This window comes from Sphingomonas asaccharolytica NBRC 15499, assembly GCF_001598355.1.
Taxonomy (GTDB): Bacteria; Pseudomonadota; Alphaproteobacteria; order Sphingomonadales; family Sphingomonadaceae; genus Sphingomonas; species Sphingomonas asaccharolytica.
In genome coordinates this window covers 25,403-40,712 of sequence record NZ_BCYU01000027.1, presented here as the reverse complement: position 1 = coordinate 40,712, position 15,310 = coordinate 25,403, and the positions used below count along the sequence as shown (strand labels likewise).

The following is a 15,310-nucleotide window of genomic DNA, read 5'->3' as shown; positions in this document are numbered from 1 at the left end:
CGCGCGATACCTTCTATAGGTGAACGTCCCGAATAAATTTGCGATAGTCCTGAAATGACCGTGGATCCGCTTGCCGAGATCGTGACCCTGCTTCAGCCGTCGGCCAGCTTCTCCAAGCTGGTCGACTATGCCGGGCGCTGGCGCATCCACCGCGATGTCGAGGGCAAGCCGGTCTATTTCGCGGTCCTGGAAGGCGAATGCCGCATGATCGGCGCGAACCAGCCGCCGATCATCCTGCGCGCCGGTGATTTCGTGCTGTCGCCGTCGACCAACGACCAGGTCGTCGAGAGTATCGACGCGCCGCCTCATGGGATGGACATGCTGCCGGTCGAGCTTGGCGAAGGACGCTTTCGCGTCGGTCGGCCGGACGCGCCGATCAACCTGAGGATGCAGGTCGGGTTGTGCAGCTTCGCGTCGCCCGATGCCGCACTCCTGATATCGTTGCTCCCGGCGATGGTGGTGGCGCGCGGTGAACCACGGCTTGCAACGCTGATGCAGTTGGTCGGCGACGAGACCCGCCGATCGCGGCCCGGGCGTGAGCTGGTGCTCGAACGCCTGCTGGAGGTGCTGCTGATCGAGGCGCTGCGCAGCGGAGCGGACGCGAGTTCGGTGCCGAGCCTGGCGCGTGGGCTCTCCGACGACCGCTTGGCGGCGGCCTTGCGGGCGATGCACGCGAAGCCGGCTCGTGGCTGGACGGTAGCAGATCTCGCTGCCGAAGCGGCGATGTCACGCTCTGCCTTCTTCGCCCGCTTCAGCCGAATTGTCGGGTTGCCGCCGATGGAATATCTGCTCGCCTGGCGTATGGCACTTGCCAAGCGCTTGCTGCGCTCGCGCGAGTTCGCGGTTCCGCAGGTCGCCGTCCGCGTCGGCTATGGATCCGCGAGCACGTTCAGCACCGCTTTTACCCGCCATGTGGGCATACCGCCGGCGCGCTACGCACGAGATGGAACGGCCAGTTGATCAATAGCGATGAGGAAGAAGCGCGAGCGAGCGGCGTTGGCTGTTGTCAGTCCGACGCGAACGCCGCTCCATCTGATGTCCCGGCCGCCGCGACGTCCTATCGCCAGTCAAGAGCCGGGGCGACGTGCCTGAGGATGCTTTCGAGGACGTGCGCGTTGTACTCCACACCGAGTTGGTTGGGCACGGTCAGCAGCAACGTATCGGCTTCGGCGATCGCCTCGTCCGCCTTTAGCTCCGCGATCAGGCGGTCAGGCTCGGCGGCATAGGAGCGGCCGAAAACCGCGCGCATATTGTCGATGACCCCGATCTGGTCGCTGCTGCCGTCGCGGCCGAAATAGGCGCGGTCCTGGTCGTTCATCACCGCGAAGATCGATCGCGACACCGAGACGCGAGGCTCGCGGTCGTGGCCCGCTTCTTTCCACGCTGCGCGGTAAGCGCGAATCTGCTTGGCCTGCTGGACGTGGAACGGCTCGCCGGATTCGTCGGCCTTGAGCGTCGAGCTTTGCAGGTTCATTCCCATCTGCGCCGCCCAGACCGCGGTGGCGTTCGACCCCGAACCCCACCAGATACGCTCGCGCAAGCCGGGCGAGTGCGGTTCCAGGCGCAACAGTCCGGGAGGATTGGGAAACATCGGCCGCGGGTTCGGCTGGGCGAAGCCGTCGCCCTTCAACAGCTCAAGGAAGACCTCGGCATGGCGGCGCCCCATATCGGCATCGTTCTGGCCCTCGGCCGGCGAATAGCCGAAGTGCCGCCAACCCTCGATCACCTGCTCGGGCGAGCCGCGGCTGATTCCAAGCTGCAGGCGTCCCCCGCTGATAAGGTCGGCGGAGCCAGCATCCTCGAGCATGTAGAATGGGTTCTCGTAGCGCATGTCGATCACGCCGGTGCCGATCTCGATGCGGCTGGTCCTGGCGCCGACGGCTGCGAGTAGCGGGAACGGCGAGGCCAGCTGCTGCGCGAAGTGATGCACGCGGAAATAGGCGCCATCGGCGCCAAGCTCCTCGGCGGCGACGGCAAGGTCGATCGATTGCAGCAGGACATCGCTGGCGGAGCGAGTCGCCGATTGCGACGAGGCAGACCAATGTCCGAACGAGAGGAAGCCGATTTTCTTCATGCCGAAGAGCTGGCGGTCGATCGCTCGAACCGCAAGGCTCGCGCCGGAATTTCACTGTTTCCGATCGAGAGGTTCGGGACCTATCCCAGGTCGCGCACCCAAATGTTGCGATAGCTGATCGGCGGGCTGGGATCGCCATGCGCCTGCAGCTTGATCGGCGCGCGATCGTACGCCTTGTAGCTCGGCTTGCCGATATAGAGCGTCTCGCCGAGCAGCGAGACATGGTTCTGCACCAGCACGCCGTTGATGAAGGCGGTGACATGGGCCGGGGTCTTCAACGCCCCGTTCGCGTCGAAGGTCGGCTTGTCCCACACGACGTCCACGCTCTGCCACTCTCCCGGCTTGCGCACCGGATTGGCGAGCGGCGGGTATTGTTTGTAGATCGCGCCGGCCTGCCCGTTGACATAGGTTTCGTTCTTGTAGCTGTCCAAGATCTGCAGTTCGTAGCCGGTGTCGCCCGGACCGGTTGAGGCCAGGAACAGGCCGCTATTGCCGCGCGCCTGCCCCGTTCCGGTGACATTGGTCGGGATGCGATATTCGAGGTGAAGCTGGTAGCTGCCGAAGGATCGGCGGGTCTGGATGTTGCCCTTGTCCTTCGCCACGGTCACGATGCCGTCCGCGACCGTCCAGCCCGCCGACGCGCCGTCCTTCACGTTTACCCATTGATCGAGCGACTTGCCGTCGAACAGGACGATCGCGTCGGATGGCGGCGACGCAGTCTCGCTCTTGCCGGGGGACACCACGGGCACGGCGGGGGACCAGACCTCCGTGTCCTCCGGCTTCGGCTTGGAGTCCTGCGCCATGGCGGCCAACGGGGCCATGACCAGCAACAGGCTCGTGCCCCGCAGGATCGATTTCATCGCGCTCATCCTTTCGATTTGGTCCCGGTCAGCGGAACCGCCACGACGTTCCCCGCTCAAGCCAGGGCGCCGGCGTGCAGCTGCTTCACCGCATGGTCCACTGCCCGGCAGGTCAGCGCCATGAAAGTCAGCGACGGATTGACGCAGGAGATGGAGTTCATCTGCGACCCATCGGTCACGAACAGATTGGCCGCCTCATGCGCCTGGTTCCACTTGTTGAGCACCGAGGTGCGCGGATCGTCGCCCATCCGTGCGCCGCCCATTTCGTGGATCGCCTCGCCGGGGACATGCTCGGACTCGCCGCTGGTCACGTTGGTCAAGCCTGCCTGGCGCAACATCATCTCGCCCTGCGCGCGGGCATCCGCCATCATGCGCAACTCATTGTCCCGGAACGTCACGTCGAACCGTAATTGCGGGATGCCGAAACGGTCGACCCTGGTGGGATGCAGCGAGACGCGATTGTCCTCGTAGGGCAGGCATTCGCCAAACGCCCCAATCGAGAATCTCCACGGATCGTAGCGGCGCATGCCTTCCTTCATCGACGCGCCGAAGCCGACCGGCTTGGACGGGCTACGGCTCGCGCTGCCCTGATAGCCATAGCCGCGCTTGAAACCGACGCCGTCATCGGTGCCGATGTTGCGGAAACGGGGAATGTAGATCGCCCCGGGCCGGCGGCCATATTCGATATATTCCGTCATGCCCGGCACCTCGCCCGTGATGTGCGTGCGGAAGATATGATCCATGACGTAGCGGCCGAGCGTGCCGCTCGTGTCGAAATAGCTGCGATCCGTCCCCGGCGCGCGGCTGTTCATCAGGATCTGGACCGAAGCCATCGCAGACGCGCACAGGAAGACCAGAGGTGCTTTCACCACTTCGGCCTGGCCAGTCTTCGCATCGACGAAGCGGACGCCGGTCACGCGCTTGCGCTTGGGATCATATTCCAAATTCGACACGACCGCATCGGAGCGGATGGTGAGGCGGCCGGTCGCGCGCGCCGCCGGCAAGGTGACGGCCTGGGTCGAGAAATAGGCGCCGAACGAGCAGCCGTTGGAGCATTGGTCGCGAAACTGGCATTTGCTGCGATTCTGCTCGGGCTTGTCCTCGGTCATGTTCGAGAGCCGGGCGTTGATCAGCTTCCTGCCGGGGAAGGCGCCTTCCAATCGGTCCTTTACCCACTTCTCGGCGACGTTCATCGGCATCGGCGGCTGGAACTCGCTATCGGGCAGATAGGGGAGGTTCTCACGCGAGCCGGAAACGCCGATATATTTCTCGACATAGGAGTACCAGGGCGAGACGTCGTCATAGCGGATCGGCCAGTCGCCGCCGACGCCTTCGCGCTTGTTCGCCTCGAAATCCGCCGGGCTCCAGCGGAAGCACCAGCGGCCCCAGATCAGCGACTTGCCGCCGACCGCCGCCGGCCGGATCCAGCGGAATTTGCTGCCCTCGTCGGTGACATAGGGGTTCAGCCGATCGTCATTGTAGAATTGGAGGTTGCTGGTCGACAGATAGCCGTATTTGGCGATGAAATAGTCGCTGTCCACGATTGCCTGGGGCACCTTGCCCCGGGCCGGGAGCTCGAAGGCCGGCTTGCCGTCATAGGGATAGCCGGACTGATGCTCGACCATGAAGCCGCGGTCGAGCATCAGGACGCGGAGGCCTTTCTCGGTCAGTTCCTTTGCGGCGAACCCGCCGCTGATCCCCGAACCGATGACGATCGCGTCGTATTTGCTGGTGGATGCCATGGTAGATGCCTTGAAGAAGGGGATCAGAAGCGCAGCGCGCGCAAATTCCTGAAGCTGGTGGTGATGTCCGGCAGATAAGGGGCCGGCGCTTCGTCATTCTCGACATAGAAATGGCGGACGCCTGCGGCGCCGGGCAGCTTGAACAGCCCGGCAAAATCGATCGTGCCGGTGCCGACGGCGGTCATCCTCTTGTCCGCCCGCATGTCCTTCACGTGGAAGGCGTAGAGGCGCCTGCCGAGCCGCGTGATAAGCTTGCCGGCATCCTCGCCGGCGTGAACCGCCCAATAGAGGTCCAGCTCCAGCTTCACCAGCGACGGGTCGGTTCCCGTGACCAGTCGCTCGTAGAGGGAAGTGCCGCCAAAGCGGGTGGTGAACTCGAAATCGTGATTGTGATAGGCAAGGCCGAGGCCCGCCTCGCGCGCCTGTTTCGCGAACCGGTTGACGTTCTCCACCACGCCACCGAACCCGGTATCAGTGCGAAGCTCGGGGGGCAGCCAGGGCATGACGATCGTGTCGGCGCCCAGCGTCTTCGCCATCTTCACGGCGTCGGGGAATTTGGTCAGCAGCACGTCATAAGATATGTGAAGCGACGGCGCGGACAGTTGCAGCCGGTCCATCGTGCGGCGCAGCAGCGCATGATCCATCTTGTCGTAATTGCCGCCGCCGAACTCGACCTCGCGATAGCCGATACCGGCGACCTTCTCGAGCGTTCCGACCGGGTCGCTCTGGAAGATTTCGCGCACGGTGTAGAGCTGCAACCCGGCCTTGCGGATCTGGGCGGCGCGCGCGAGGCCCGCGATGCTGCTGGCAGCCATCACCGCCCCCATGCTGGTAACGAATGTGCGTCGATCGATCGTCATGCCGAATAGACCTTGTTGACGTTGGAATAGAGATAGTCGCCGTGATATTCGCCGGGGACGGGCAGATATTCCTGCTCCTGCGTCATCCCGATTTCGGACGTGTAATATCCGGTGATCACGAGCTGCCGGAACGCCCAGAAGAACGACGCGCCGTCGGCGAATTGCGCGTTCATCGCGGCGGTCAGCAGCGCGTCGAGTTGCTCGGGAGTCGCCTGGGCTGTCGGCACCTTATAATCCTGAACACACTTCGCCTCGATCGCGTCGAGCCCGGCGAGGATCGGAATCCTCTCCTGGGGAAGCGCCCAATCGGCGAGCAGTTTTTCGATATAATCGGGCACGCCCGCCTTGATCGCCCCGGGCGTGTCGGTGGTGGGGACTACGCGTTCGCTCAACTGCGTCATCAGCGCGCGTTGTACCGGGCTAAAGACCTGTACGCTCGGTGGCCCGTCGCTGATGACGGGTCGCGAATCCTTGCCGACTAGCCCGGCCGCGCGCGCGATTGGCGCGAACAGCGGAGCACCGAACAAGGCGGCCATGCCGGCAAGGGCGGTTCTACGGTCTATCATTGCGGGCCTCCGGGCCGATGCGAAATCGGGGTGTCGCTCTTCATGCCGCGTCGATCTCCCTATAGGCGGCGATCAGCCGGTCTTCTCCCGCGCGCCCGGCGAGCGAGTTGCCATGCTCCATGCCGATCACGCCGTCGTAGCGGCGGCCCTTCAGCCAGCGGACGATGTTGTGATGGTTGATCTCGCCGGTGCTGGGCTCGAGCCGGCCGGGATTGTCGCCGAACTGGATATAGGCGATCTCGCTCCAGCAGGTTTCGAGCGTGGGGATCAAATTCCCCGCCTGGATCTGGGCATGATAGAGATCGGCGAGCACCTTGACCGCTGGATTGGCGACCGCCGTGGCGATCGCATAACCCTGCGGGATCGTGCGCATGAAGATATTGGGATGATTGGTGATCGTGTTGAGCGGCTCCATCACCAGGATCAGCCCGTTTTGCGCGGCGATATCGCCCGCGCGCCGCATCACCTCGATGATCCGCGCGGTCTGAATGTCGACCGGAACCTTGGGGTCCATGAAGCCGGTGACGACGGTCATCCACTTCGCATCGAGCCGCTTGGCGACGTCGACGGAGCGGCGGATGTCGGCGAGCATGGCATCCTGCTCGGCGCGGTCGCCGGAGCCGAGTAGCGGCCGATATTTATCCCATTTCGGCATGCTCGCGACCAGCACGCCCATCGTCATGCCGCGCTGCCTGAGCGCCTTGCCCATTGCTTCCTGCTCGGCGACGGGCCGCGCGGCGGCCTCATTGTCTTCCCAGGCGGTAAAGCCCTGGTCGGCGGCATAAGCGATCTGTTCGATCCGGCTGCCCCGGCTGGCGAAACTGCCTTCGTGCGGCGCGAATTTGAGCGAGAAGCGTGCGGCGTTTGGCGCCTTCCTCGCCGCCCGCGCATAGCTCGCCGCGCCGATCCCCGCCAGGGTCCCTGCCAGGATGGAACGGCGGGAAGGTGTCAGGTGTCGCGGCATTGCCTCTATCTCCTATTTGGCCGTAGCCGTCGTCAGATAGGCGATGATCGCCGCACGCTTCGCTGGGTCGGAGACGCTGATCGGCATCTTCGTACCGGGCACTTTCTTGGTTGGCGCCGCCAGGAATGCGTCGAGCGTCTTGGCGTCCCAGGTCAGGCCCGAGCCCTTCATCGCGGCCGAATAGCTGAAGCCGGGAACGGAGCCGGCACGCCGGCCGATCAGGCCGGAAAGATTGGGGCCGATCCCGTTGCGGCCGCCCTTGGTTACCGTATGGCACGCCGTGCACATGCCGAAGACCTGGGCACCGGCCGGGGTGCTTTGCGCGCCGGAAGGCACGGCGAAGACCGCGATGGCTGCCATCAGAGCAGGGGCAGCGGCCAGGCTGTAGATCGACTTCATCATTGCTCTCCTGAAGATAGCGTCCCGGTGATCGTCGCCGCTTGCGGATCGAGGCCCATCAGCGCGCGATTGGCGCTGCTATCGGTACCACTCGACGCGAAATCGTCGAAGGCGTGAGGCGTGACGCGAATGATATGGTTCTTGATGAAGGGCGCACCTTCGCGCGCGCCGTCCTCGGGATGCTTGAGCGCGCATTCCCATTCGAGCACGGCCCAGCCCGGATAGTCATAGGCCGCCATTTTCGAGAAGATCGCGCCGAAGTCGATCTGGCCATCGCCCAGCGAGCGAAAACGACCGGGGCGGTCGACCCAATTCTGATAGCCGCCATAGACGCCGGATCGCCCGTCCGGCCGGAACTCCGCATCCTTGACGTGGAAGCAGCTGATCCGCTCGTGATAAATGTCGAGAAAGGCGAGATAGTCGAGCTGTTGCAGCACGAAATGGCTGGGATCGTAGAGGATCCGGGCGCGCGGATGCTGGTCGACGACGTCGAGGAATCGCTCGAACGTCACGCCGTCGTGGAGATCCTCGCCCGGATGGAGCTCGAAAGCGCAATCCACGCCGCATTCCTCGAATGTTTCGAGAATCGGCCGCCAGCGCTTGCCGAGTTCGGCGAAGGCCTCGTCGATCAGCCCGGCCGGGCGTTGTGGCCAGGGATAGACATAGGGCCAGGCCAGCGCGCCCGAGAAGGTCGCGTGTGCGTCGAGCCCCAGCCGCCGGCTGGCCCGCGCCGCGAGCTTCACTTGATCGACCGCCCAGGCCTGGCGCTCGGCCGGCTTGCCGCGCATCTGCTCGGCGGCGAATCCGTCGAACAAACTGTCATAAGCAGGATGGACCGCCACCAACTGACCCTGGAGATGGGTCGAAAGCTCGCTCACCACGATGCCGTGCTTGTCGAGCGTGGCGCGGAGATCGTCGCAATAAGCCTGGCTCTCCGCCGCCGTGGCTAGGTCGATCAATTGCGGCGTGCAGGGTATCTGGACCGCCACATATCCCAGCCCGGCAGCCCATTCCGCCAGATGATCCAGCGTGTCGAACGGCGCCTGGTCGGACAGGAACTGGGCGAGGAAGATGCCGGGGCCTTTGATCGTCTTCATCGTGCCTCTCCCGCGACGGGCAGCCAGGTGCGGGCTTCGTTCGAGCGGATCGCGCAATCGATGAAGCGCGCCGACCGCAGGCCGTCTTCGATGCCGGGCAGGAGACCGTCCCTGTCGTCCGCACCGTCGATCCTGTCGGCGAAATCCCGGTAGAGCGTCGCGAACGCTTCGATGAAACCTTCTGGATGGCCACTCGGCAATCGGGTCGCTGCTTGTGCAGTCGGGTGCAGGCCCGGCCCTCCAGCATGGACGATCTCGGTCCGCGAGTCGGGCCAGCGCAGGATCAGCTCGCCTGGTGCGTCGTGGCACCATTCGAGCCCGCCCTTTTCGCCATAGATGCGCAGGCGCAGCCCGTTGCGTTCGCCGGTGGCGATCTGCGAGGCGGTCAGGACGCCGGGCACGCTACCGGTAAAGTGCAGCAGCATGTTGCAGTCATCGTCGAGCTGCCGTCCCGCGACCACGCGGGGAAGGTCCGCGATCAGCTCGATGGCGCGCAGGCCGCTGACATATTCCGCCAGCTGGAAAGCATGGACGCCGATGTCGCCGATGGCACCGCCCGTGCCGGCCCGGGCGGGATCTGTCCGCCAGCCCGCCTGGAGATTGTCGCCTTCGATCCGTTCCGACAGCCACCCTTGCGGATAGTCGACCATGATCTTGCGCACCCGGCCGATCGCGCCATCGGCGATCCGCGCCCGTGCCTCGCGGATCATCGCGTAGCCGGTATATGTATAGGTGAGCGCGAAGGGGCGGCCCGATCGCGCGACGATCGGAGCCAGCGCCTCGGCCTCGGCCAGGGTCGCGGTCATCGGCTTGTCGCAGATCACCGGGAGGCCGGCTTCCAACGCCGCCTTGGCGATCGCAAAATGGCTGTCGTTCGGCGTCGCGATGGCGATCGCCTGTACGCCATCCTCGCGCCCGCGTTCGCCCTCGATCATCGCCTCGATGCCGTCATAAGCCCGCTGATCCGGAAGGCCCCATCGGGCGGCCTGCTGACGGGATTTCTCCGGCGTGCGGCTGAAGGCGCCGGCAGTCAGCACGAAGCGCGCGTCGAGGCACGCGGCCATGCGATGCACCGGGCCGATAAAGCTTCCGGGACCACCACCGATCAGTCCGAGCCTGAGAATATTCTGCGTCATCGAAAATCCGTCCCGGACCGTCAGGGAAGCACCGGCGCGGCCGTGCCGGACTGCTCGTCCTGGGGCGGAGCCAGCTTCTCGCGGAAGGCGAGGGCGAAGAGGACCATCGCAACGAAGGCGATCACCGCCGGCACCATCCAGATCGCGCGCCAATCATGGCTGCCGTCGGGATTGGCATGCATGCCGTAGACGACGCCGGCGATATTGGAGCCGATCACGATGCCGATACCCTGGGTGATCAGGTTGAAGAAGGATTGCGCGCGGGAACGCGCCTCGGCATCGAACTTGCGATCGACATAGATCTGCCCGGACACGATCAGGAAGTCGTAGCAGATGCCGTGGATGATGATGCCGAGCAGTACCATCGGCATGATCGCGGTCGAGCCCTGATAGCCGAAGCCGAACAGCAGGAAGCGAACTGCCCAGGCGCCCATTCCGACCACCAGCACCCATTTGATGCCCAACCGGAGGAGCACGAACGGCAAGCTGACCAGGATCAGCGATTCGAAAATCTGCCCCGCCGTCTGGATGCCGGTCGCCTCGATCCGCGTCCCGAACAATGTCAGGTGCAGGTCCTTGTCCGCGAAGAAGGTGTTGCCATAGGCGTCGTAGAAGCTTCTCGGCGTCATCAGCGCCAGGGTGCAGGCGATGAAGATCCAGAACGCCGTCTCGCGGTGGCGCAGGATGACGTCCAGTCCCAGCACCGCCGACGGGCTGACGATACGTCCGCGGGCGCGCGGCGGGGTGTTCGGCAGGGTGAGGGCATAGAGGCCGAGCGCGATATAGACGATCGCCGCCATCCGCATCGGCAGAGCGGTTTGCGCCGCCCCGGCGATCACGCCGACCAGCAGGCCGGCCACGATCCAGCCGATCGTGCCCCACACCCGAACGCCGGGGAATTCCTTGGCGATATCGGTCATCGAGTTGAACGCGATCGCGGTCGCGAGCGGGATGGTAGACGCATAGAACAGGAAATGGAGCAGGCAGCCGAACAGGAAGAGCGATGGCGAGCTCTGGATGGTCGACACCCAGAAGAGGGCGATGCCCGCGCAGATCGACAGGATGCTCAACAGCTTCTCGGCCGCCATGAAGCGGTCCGCGATCATCCCGACGAACAAAGTGGAGGCGATCGTAGCGATACCCACCATGCCATAAGCAGCGCCGATGATCGTGTCGAAATGCAGGCCTTTGCTCATATAAGTGCTGAGCGGAACGAGCCAGACGCCCCACGCGAAATATTGCGCGAACATCATGATCGACAGCCGCAATTTGACCATGTGCCGCACCCCTTCAGAGCCAAGGCATGACCCTGGCAGACCTCTCACCCGGCAGGAAACTGGCGATTAGAGAAAAACGCCACCCGATACCGTAACTTGCCTCGATCTTCGCCGAGTCCTCGATTGGCCAAAACAATCATGAGATCGATCTCATTGCAAGTGCAAATTGACGAAAATCGGATACGTCGCGTCAGGAAATGGGCGACTGCCCTGGGACGGGGCCCATGCTTTGCCGGGCGATGATCTCATAAGGCAGCGTGGCATAGACCGGCTGGGTCTGCCGACCGCTCAATATGTCGAGCAGGAGCTCGACCGTTTTCCGGCCGATTTCGGCCATCGGCTGGCGCACGGTGGCGAGCGGCGGATCGACATAGCGGGCCATCTGGATGTCGTCGAAGCCGACGACCGAGACATCGCCCGGGCATGAGATGCCGGCGGACCGCGCCGCCGCCAGTGTCCCGATCGCCATTTCGTCGCTGAAGCAGAAAATGGCGGTGGGGCGTTTGGCACGCGAGAACAGCGCCATTGCGGCGCGGCGACCCGATTCGATCGAGAAGTCGCCATTCTCGATGACGAGATGCGCGGCCAGGCCCTGATCCTCCGCCGCCTTCTGCGCGCCGGCTAGGCGGTCCCGGGTCAGCGGGCTATCGGCGGGTCCGATGATGACGGCGATGTCGCGATGGCCCAATCGATAGAGCGATTGCATGACATCATATCCCGCCCCTGCATTGTCGATATGGGCGCTCGATACGCCGAGCGATGGCGTGAATTCGCAGCCGTTGACGATCGGCGCTCGGCCGCCGTCGCGTTCGAGGATGGTCGCCAGCACCGTGGGCAAGCGGTGGCCGAGGAAGATGATGCCGTCCGCCTCGCGGCGATTGAGCATGTCGGCATATTGCTCCTCGCGCTCGCGCTCGTTGCGCGTATCGCCGAGCAGAACCGCATAGCCTGCTTTCTGCGCCGCTTCCTCGACCCCGCGGATGACCCGCGAGAAGAAGGGATTAGAGATGTCGGGGACAGTCACGATGATCCGGCCGGTTCGCGTCGTGCGCAGGCTCGCCGCCACCGAATTGCGGCTATAGCCAAGCTCCTGCACGGCCTTGAGAACACGTTGCCGGGTGACTTCCGCGACCATTTCAGGCGCGGACAGTACGCGGGCGGCCGTTGCTCTCGAGACGCCGGCGGCCTGCGCGACGTCGCGAATCGTCGTCATGGTAACAGAATATCGCGGGCGATGACCGTAACACGACGATCGAGGTGAGCGATGAACAGTCCGTGACAACGCATCCGGTACATTTGCGATAGGCCGACCAATTGACAAGCCCTCTTCGCAGAGGCTGGCCGGATGCGGGCCTGACGGTCATGGACTCGGCGCCCGCTACGATTGGCGCATTTGGTAGGACAGTGCTCGCGCACCGTAGATTTTTGTGCGTCAACCGACCTCTTACACCGTTCGTCGTCCGGCGATTGACGTCAGCGTGTTTCTCTTCGCATGTGCAGCATATTGTTAAAGAATGAGGCGAGAAAGCTGATGCGCATCGTGATGATCGGTTCGGGTTATGTGGGACTTGTCTCGGGCGCGTGCTTCGCGGATTTCGGCCATGATGTGGTCTGCGTCGACAGCGACGACGCCAAGATCGCCAAGCTGAAAGCGGGCGGAATTCCGATCTACGAGCCGGGACTCGACAGACTCGTCGCCAAGAACGTCGCCGCGGGTCGGCTGTCGTTCACGACCGAACTCGCAGCTCCGGTGGCCGCAGCAGATGTCGTGTTCATCGGCGTCGGCACGCCCACCCGACGCGGCGATGGTCATGCCGATTTGTCTTATGTTTATGCTGCGGCGCACGAAATCGCGCTGGCGCTCGATGGCTTCACCGTGATCGTCACCAAATCGACCGTCCCGGTCGGAACCGGCGACGAAGTGGAGCGGATTATCCGCGAGGCCAATCCGGGCGCCGATTTCGCGGTCGCCTCCAATCCCGAATTCCTGCGCGAGGGTGCTGCGATCGAGGATTTCAAGCGCCCAGACCGCATCGTCGTCGGCATCGAGGACGAGCGCGCCCGTGCGCCGATGGAAGCGGTCTATCGTCCGCTCTATCTCAACAAGTCGCCGCTGCTGTTCACGCGCCGCCGCACTAGCGAACTGATCAAATATGCCGCCAACGCGTTTCTCGCGATGAAGATCACCTTCATCAACGAGATCGCCGACCTGTGCGAGAAGGTGGAGGCGGACGTTCAGGACGTCGCGCGGGGCATCGGGCTCGACAACCGGATCGGCGGCAAGTTCCTCCATGCCGGCCCCGGCTATGGCGGATCGTGCTTCCCCAAGGATACGCTGGCGCTGGTCAAGACCGCGCAAGATCACGACAGCCCGTTGCGGTTGATCGAGACCACTGTCGCGGTCAACGACGTCCGCAAGCGCGCGATGGCACGAAAGGTGATCGCGGCGGCCGGCGGCGACGTGCGCGGCAAGACGATCGGTGTGCTCGGCCTGACCTTCAAACCCAATACCGACGACATGCGCGATGCACCCGCGATCGCGATCGTCCAGGCGCTGCGGGATGCCGGTGCGACCGTGCGCGCTTATGATCCGGAAGGGATGGCGGCGGCAGCGCCATTGCTGGGCGAAGTCGCCTATACCGATTCCGCTTATGCGGTGGCGGAAGGCGCGTCGGCAATCGTCATCGTCACCGAATGGGATGCGTTTCGCGCGCTCGATTTCGCGCGGTTGAAGGCGGTGATGGCGACGCCGGTGCTGGTCGACCTGCGCAACATCTATCGCGCCGACGATCTCACCGCAGCAGGCTTCATCTATCGCAGTGTCGGACGGCCCGGCGACGGCGAGCCGGTCATCCATCCCGAGACGGTCAAAATCCCCGAGTTGCAATAAGGGCGTCGGACATGGCCTCCACCACGCCGCCGGTCTGCGTCACCGGACTGCGGGGCTTTCCCGATGTCATGGGCGGCATCGAAAGCCACTGCGAAGAGTTGCTGCCCCGCATCGCGGCACTCGCGCCCGACCAGCCGATCGTCGTGCTCGGCCGCGCGCCCTATTTGCCGGCGCGGCGGCGAACATGGCGCGGCGTCGAGATCGTCGGACTGCGCTGTCCGCAATCGAAGCATTTCGAGACGATCCTTTCGACGTTGTTCGCGATCGTCGCCGCCAAGCGGCGCGGCGCGGACGTGCTCCACATCCACGCTATCGGGCCGGCGATCCTGGCCCCGTTCGCGCGGATGCTGGGGCTGCGCGTGGTCGTGACACATCACGGCACCGATTATGATCGAGCCAAATGGGGCCGTTTCGCAAAAGCCGTACTGCGGGCAGGCGAGCGTGCAGCGCTCGGCTGGGCGGACCAGATCGTCGCGATCTCGCCGTCGCTTGCCGAGCAATTGCGGGCGACCTTTCCGCGAAAGGCCGACGCGATCCATTACATTCCCAACGGTGCGCCCGAGTTGTTCGCTGGCGGCGATGCCAACGAGATACTCTCGGGGCTCGGGATCGGCGACGCACCTTTCCTCCTCGCGGTCGGGCGACTGGTACCGGAAAAGGGGCTCCACGACCTGATCGCCGCGCACCGCGCATCGCGCACGGGGTATAAGCTGGTGATCGTCGGTGGCGCCGATCACGACAGTCCCTATGCGCGCGACCTGGTCGCCGAAGCGGGACCGGATGTGATTTTCGCCGGCGTGCAACCGCGTACTGTACTCGCGACGCTCTACCGCCGGGCGGCGATGTTCGTGATGCCGTCCTATCATGAAGGGCTGCCGATCGCCGCGCTCGAGGCGGCGGGCGAGGGCGCGGCAATGATATTGAGCGACATTCCCGCCAATCGTGACATCGGCTTGCCCGCGACGAACTATTTTCCGGTGGGTAACGTCGATCGTCTCGCGACTATGCTGGCGGCCGATCCCGCTTTGCTCCGTGCGGACGCAAAGGCGGTGCGCATGCGCTTCTCCTGGGACAAGGCGGCGGTGGAGACGCTCCGCCTGTACCGTGCGCTTCAGCCCGAACGGTCGCGTACGATCCGGCCAAGCGCGGCCTGAAACGCGCGCGCGTCGCGGGGATCGGGCTTGCCCGAAACCTGGAGCGCCGTACCCTCGACAGTGATCCGGCCGGTCAGGGGATGCCACGCCCCCTTGGCCCAGGTCCAGCTGCGGAACCGCCACACGCCGGGGCCTTCCCGCGCGATATGGAAAGGCGGGCGCGAAGAATCGGACGGCGCTATCGCACCGAGCGATCCCGCGGGCACCGCCACGAGCGCACCGCCTAACAGGCTACGTCTCGAGAAGTCCATCGCGCGTCTCCGTCATGCTTAGCGGCCCGCTAATAATGCC

The 15,310-nt window shown here is 64.4% G+C and carries 15 protein-coding genes; 3 read left to right on the top strand and 12 right to left on the bottom strand.

The window, feature by feature from the left end:
• The first annotated feature begins 54 nt into the window (after positions 1-54).
• Entirely contained in the window at positions 55-960 is a 906-nt protein-coding gene (locus SAS01S_RS09585) for an AraC family transcriptional regulator (RefSeq protein WP_066807461.1), read from the top strand.
• A 97-nt stretch (positions 961-1,057) separates the two neighbouring features.
• Here SAS01S_RS09585 and SAS01S_RS09580 read toward each other — a convergent pair whose 3' ends face one another.
• The 11 genes from SAS01S_RS09580 to SAS01S_RS09530 all read right to left on the bottom strand — a co-directional run bounded on the left by SAS01S_RS09580 (position 1,058) and on the right by SAS01S_RS09530 (position 12,188).
• Positions 1,058-2,074 (bottom strand): LLM class flavin-dependent oxidoreductase, encoded by a 1,017-nt coding sequence (locus SAS01S_RS09580; RefSeq protein WP_066807460.1) that lies wholly within the window; start codon positions 2,072-2,074, stop codon positions 1,058-1,060.
• A gap of 80 nt (positions 2,075-2,154) precedes the next feature.
• On the bottom strand, positions 2,155-2,934 hold the full coding sequence (locus SAS01S_RS09575) for a 3-keto-disaccharide hydrolase (protein ID WP_218016279.1): 780 nt from the start codon (positions 2,932-2,934) through the stop codon (positions 2,155-2,157).
• Positions 2,935-2,990: 56 nt separating this feature from the next.
• The gene (locus SAS01S_RS09570; RefSeq protein WP_066807458.1) at positions 2,991-4,676 is read right to left on the bottom strand and encodes a GMC oxidoreductase; all 1,686 of its coding nucleotides are present in this window, start codon (positions 4,674-4,676) and stop codon (positions 2,991-2,993) included.
• Between the two features lie 23 nt (positions 4,677-4,699).
• The gene (locus SAS01S_RS09565; protein WP_066807457.1) at positions 4,700-5,536 is read right to left on the bottom strand and encodes a sugar phosphate isomerase/epimerase family protein; all 837 of its coding nucleotides are present in this window, start codon (positions 5,534-5,536) and stop codon (positions 4,700-4,702) included.
• Positions 5,533-6,102, bottom strand: coding sequence for a gluconate 2-dehydrogenase subunit 3 family protein (locus SAS01S_RS09560; RefSeq protein WP_066807456.1), 570 nt, complete (start codon positions 6,100-6,102; stop codon positions 5,533-5,535). Before SAS01S_RS09560 ends, SAS01S_RS09565 begins: the two co-directional genes overlap by 4 nt.
• A gap of 40 nt (positions 6,103-6,142) precedes the next feature.
• The gene (locus SAS01S_RS09555) at positions 6,143-7,066 is read right to left on the bottom strand and encodes a hydroxypyruvate isomerase family protein (protein WP_066807455.1); all 924 of its coding nucleotides are present in this window, start codon (positions 7,064-7,066) and stop codon (positions 6,143-6,145) included.
• Positions 7,067-7,078: 12 nt separating this feature from the next.
• Positions 7,079-7,465 (bottom strand): c-type cytochrome, encoded by a 387-nt coding sequence (locus SAS01S_RS09550; RefSeq protein ID WP_066807454.1) that lies wholly within the window; start codon positions 7,463-7,465, stop codon positions 7,079-7,081.
• Positions 7,465-8,562, bottom strand: a complete 1,098-nt coding sequence (locus SAS01S_RS09545; protein ID WP_066807453.1) for a sugar phosphate isomerase/epimerase family protein — start codon at positions 8,560-8,562, stop codon at positions 7,465-7,467. The genes SAS01S_RS09550 and SAS01S_RS09545 overlap by 1 nt, the downstream gene beginning before the upstream one ends.
• Positions 8,559-9,698: a Gfo/Idh/MocA family protein gene (locus SAS01S_RS09540; RefSeq protein WP_066807452.1), complete on the bottom strand. Its 1,140-nt coding sequence runs from the start codon at positions 9,696-9,698 to the stop codon at positions 8,559-8,561. The genes SAS01S_RS09545 and SAS01S_RS09540 overlap by 4 nt, the downstream gene beginning before the upstream one ends.
• Before the next feature lie 20 nt (positions 9,699-9,718).
• Positions 9,719-10,975, bottom strand: a complete 1,257-nt coding sequence (locus SAS01S_RS09535; RefSeq protein ID WP_066807451.1) for an MFS transporter — start codon at positions 10,973-10,975, stop codon at positions 9,719-9,721.
• A 190-nt stretch (positions 10,976-11,165) separates the two neighbouring features.
• On the bottom strand, positions 11,166-12,188 hold the full coding sequence (locus SAS01S_RS09530; RefSeq protein WP_066807450.1) for a LacI family DNA-binding transcriptional regulator: 1,023 nt from the start codon (positions 12,186-12,188) through the stop codon (positions 11,166-11,168).
• 318 nt (positions 12,189-12,506) lie between these two features.
• Here SAS01S_RS09530 and SAS01S_RS09525 point away from each other — a divergent pair, with 318 nt between their 5' ends.
• Both SAS01S_RS09525 and SAS01S_RS09520 read left to right on the top strand, forming a co-directional pair.
• Positions 12,507-13,865, top strand: coding sequence for a UDP-glucose dehydrogenase family protein (locus SAS01S_RS09525; protein WP_066807449.1), 1,359 nt, complete (start codon positions 12,507-12,509; stop codon positions 13,863-13,865).
• 11 nt (positions 13,866-13,876) lie between these two features.
• On the top strand, positions 13,877-15,019 hold the full coding sequence (locus SAS01S_RS09520) for a glycosyltransferase family 4 protein (RefSeq protein ID WP_084238751.1): 1,143 nt from the start codon (positions 13,877-13,879) through the stop codon (positions 15,017-15,019).
• On the opposite strand, the gene SAS01S_RS09515 is transcribed toward SAS01S_RS09520, so the two are convergent.
• The gene (locus tag SAS01S_RS09515; RefSeq protein WP_157082750.1) at positions 14,977-15,270 is read right to left on the bottom strand and encodes a hypothetical protein; all 294 of its coding nucleotides are present in this window, start codon (positions 15,268-15,270) and stop codon (positions 14,977-14,979) included. The genes SAS01S_RS09520 and SAS01S_RS09515 overlap by 43 nt on opposite strands.
• Between the last annotated feature and the right edge of the window lie 40 nt (positions 15,271-15,310).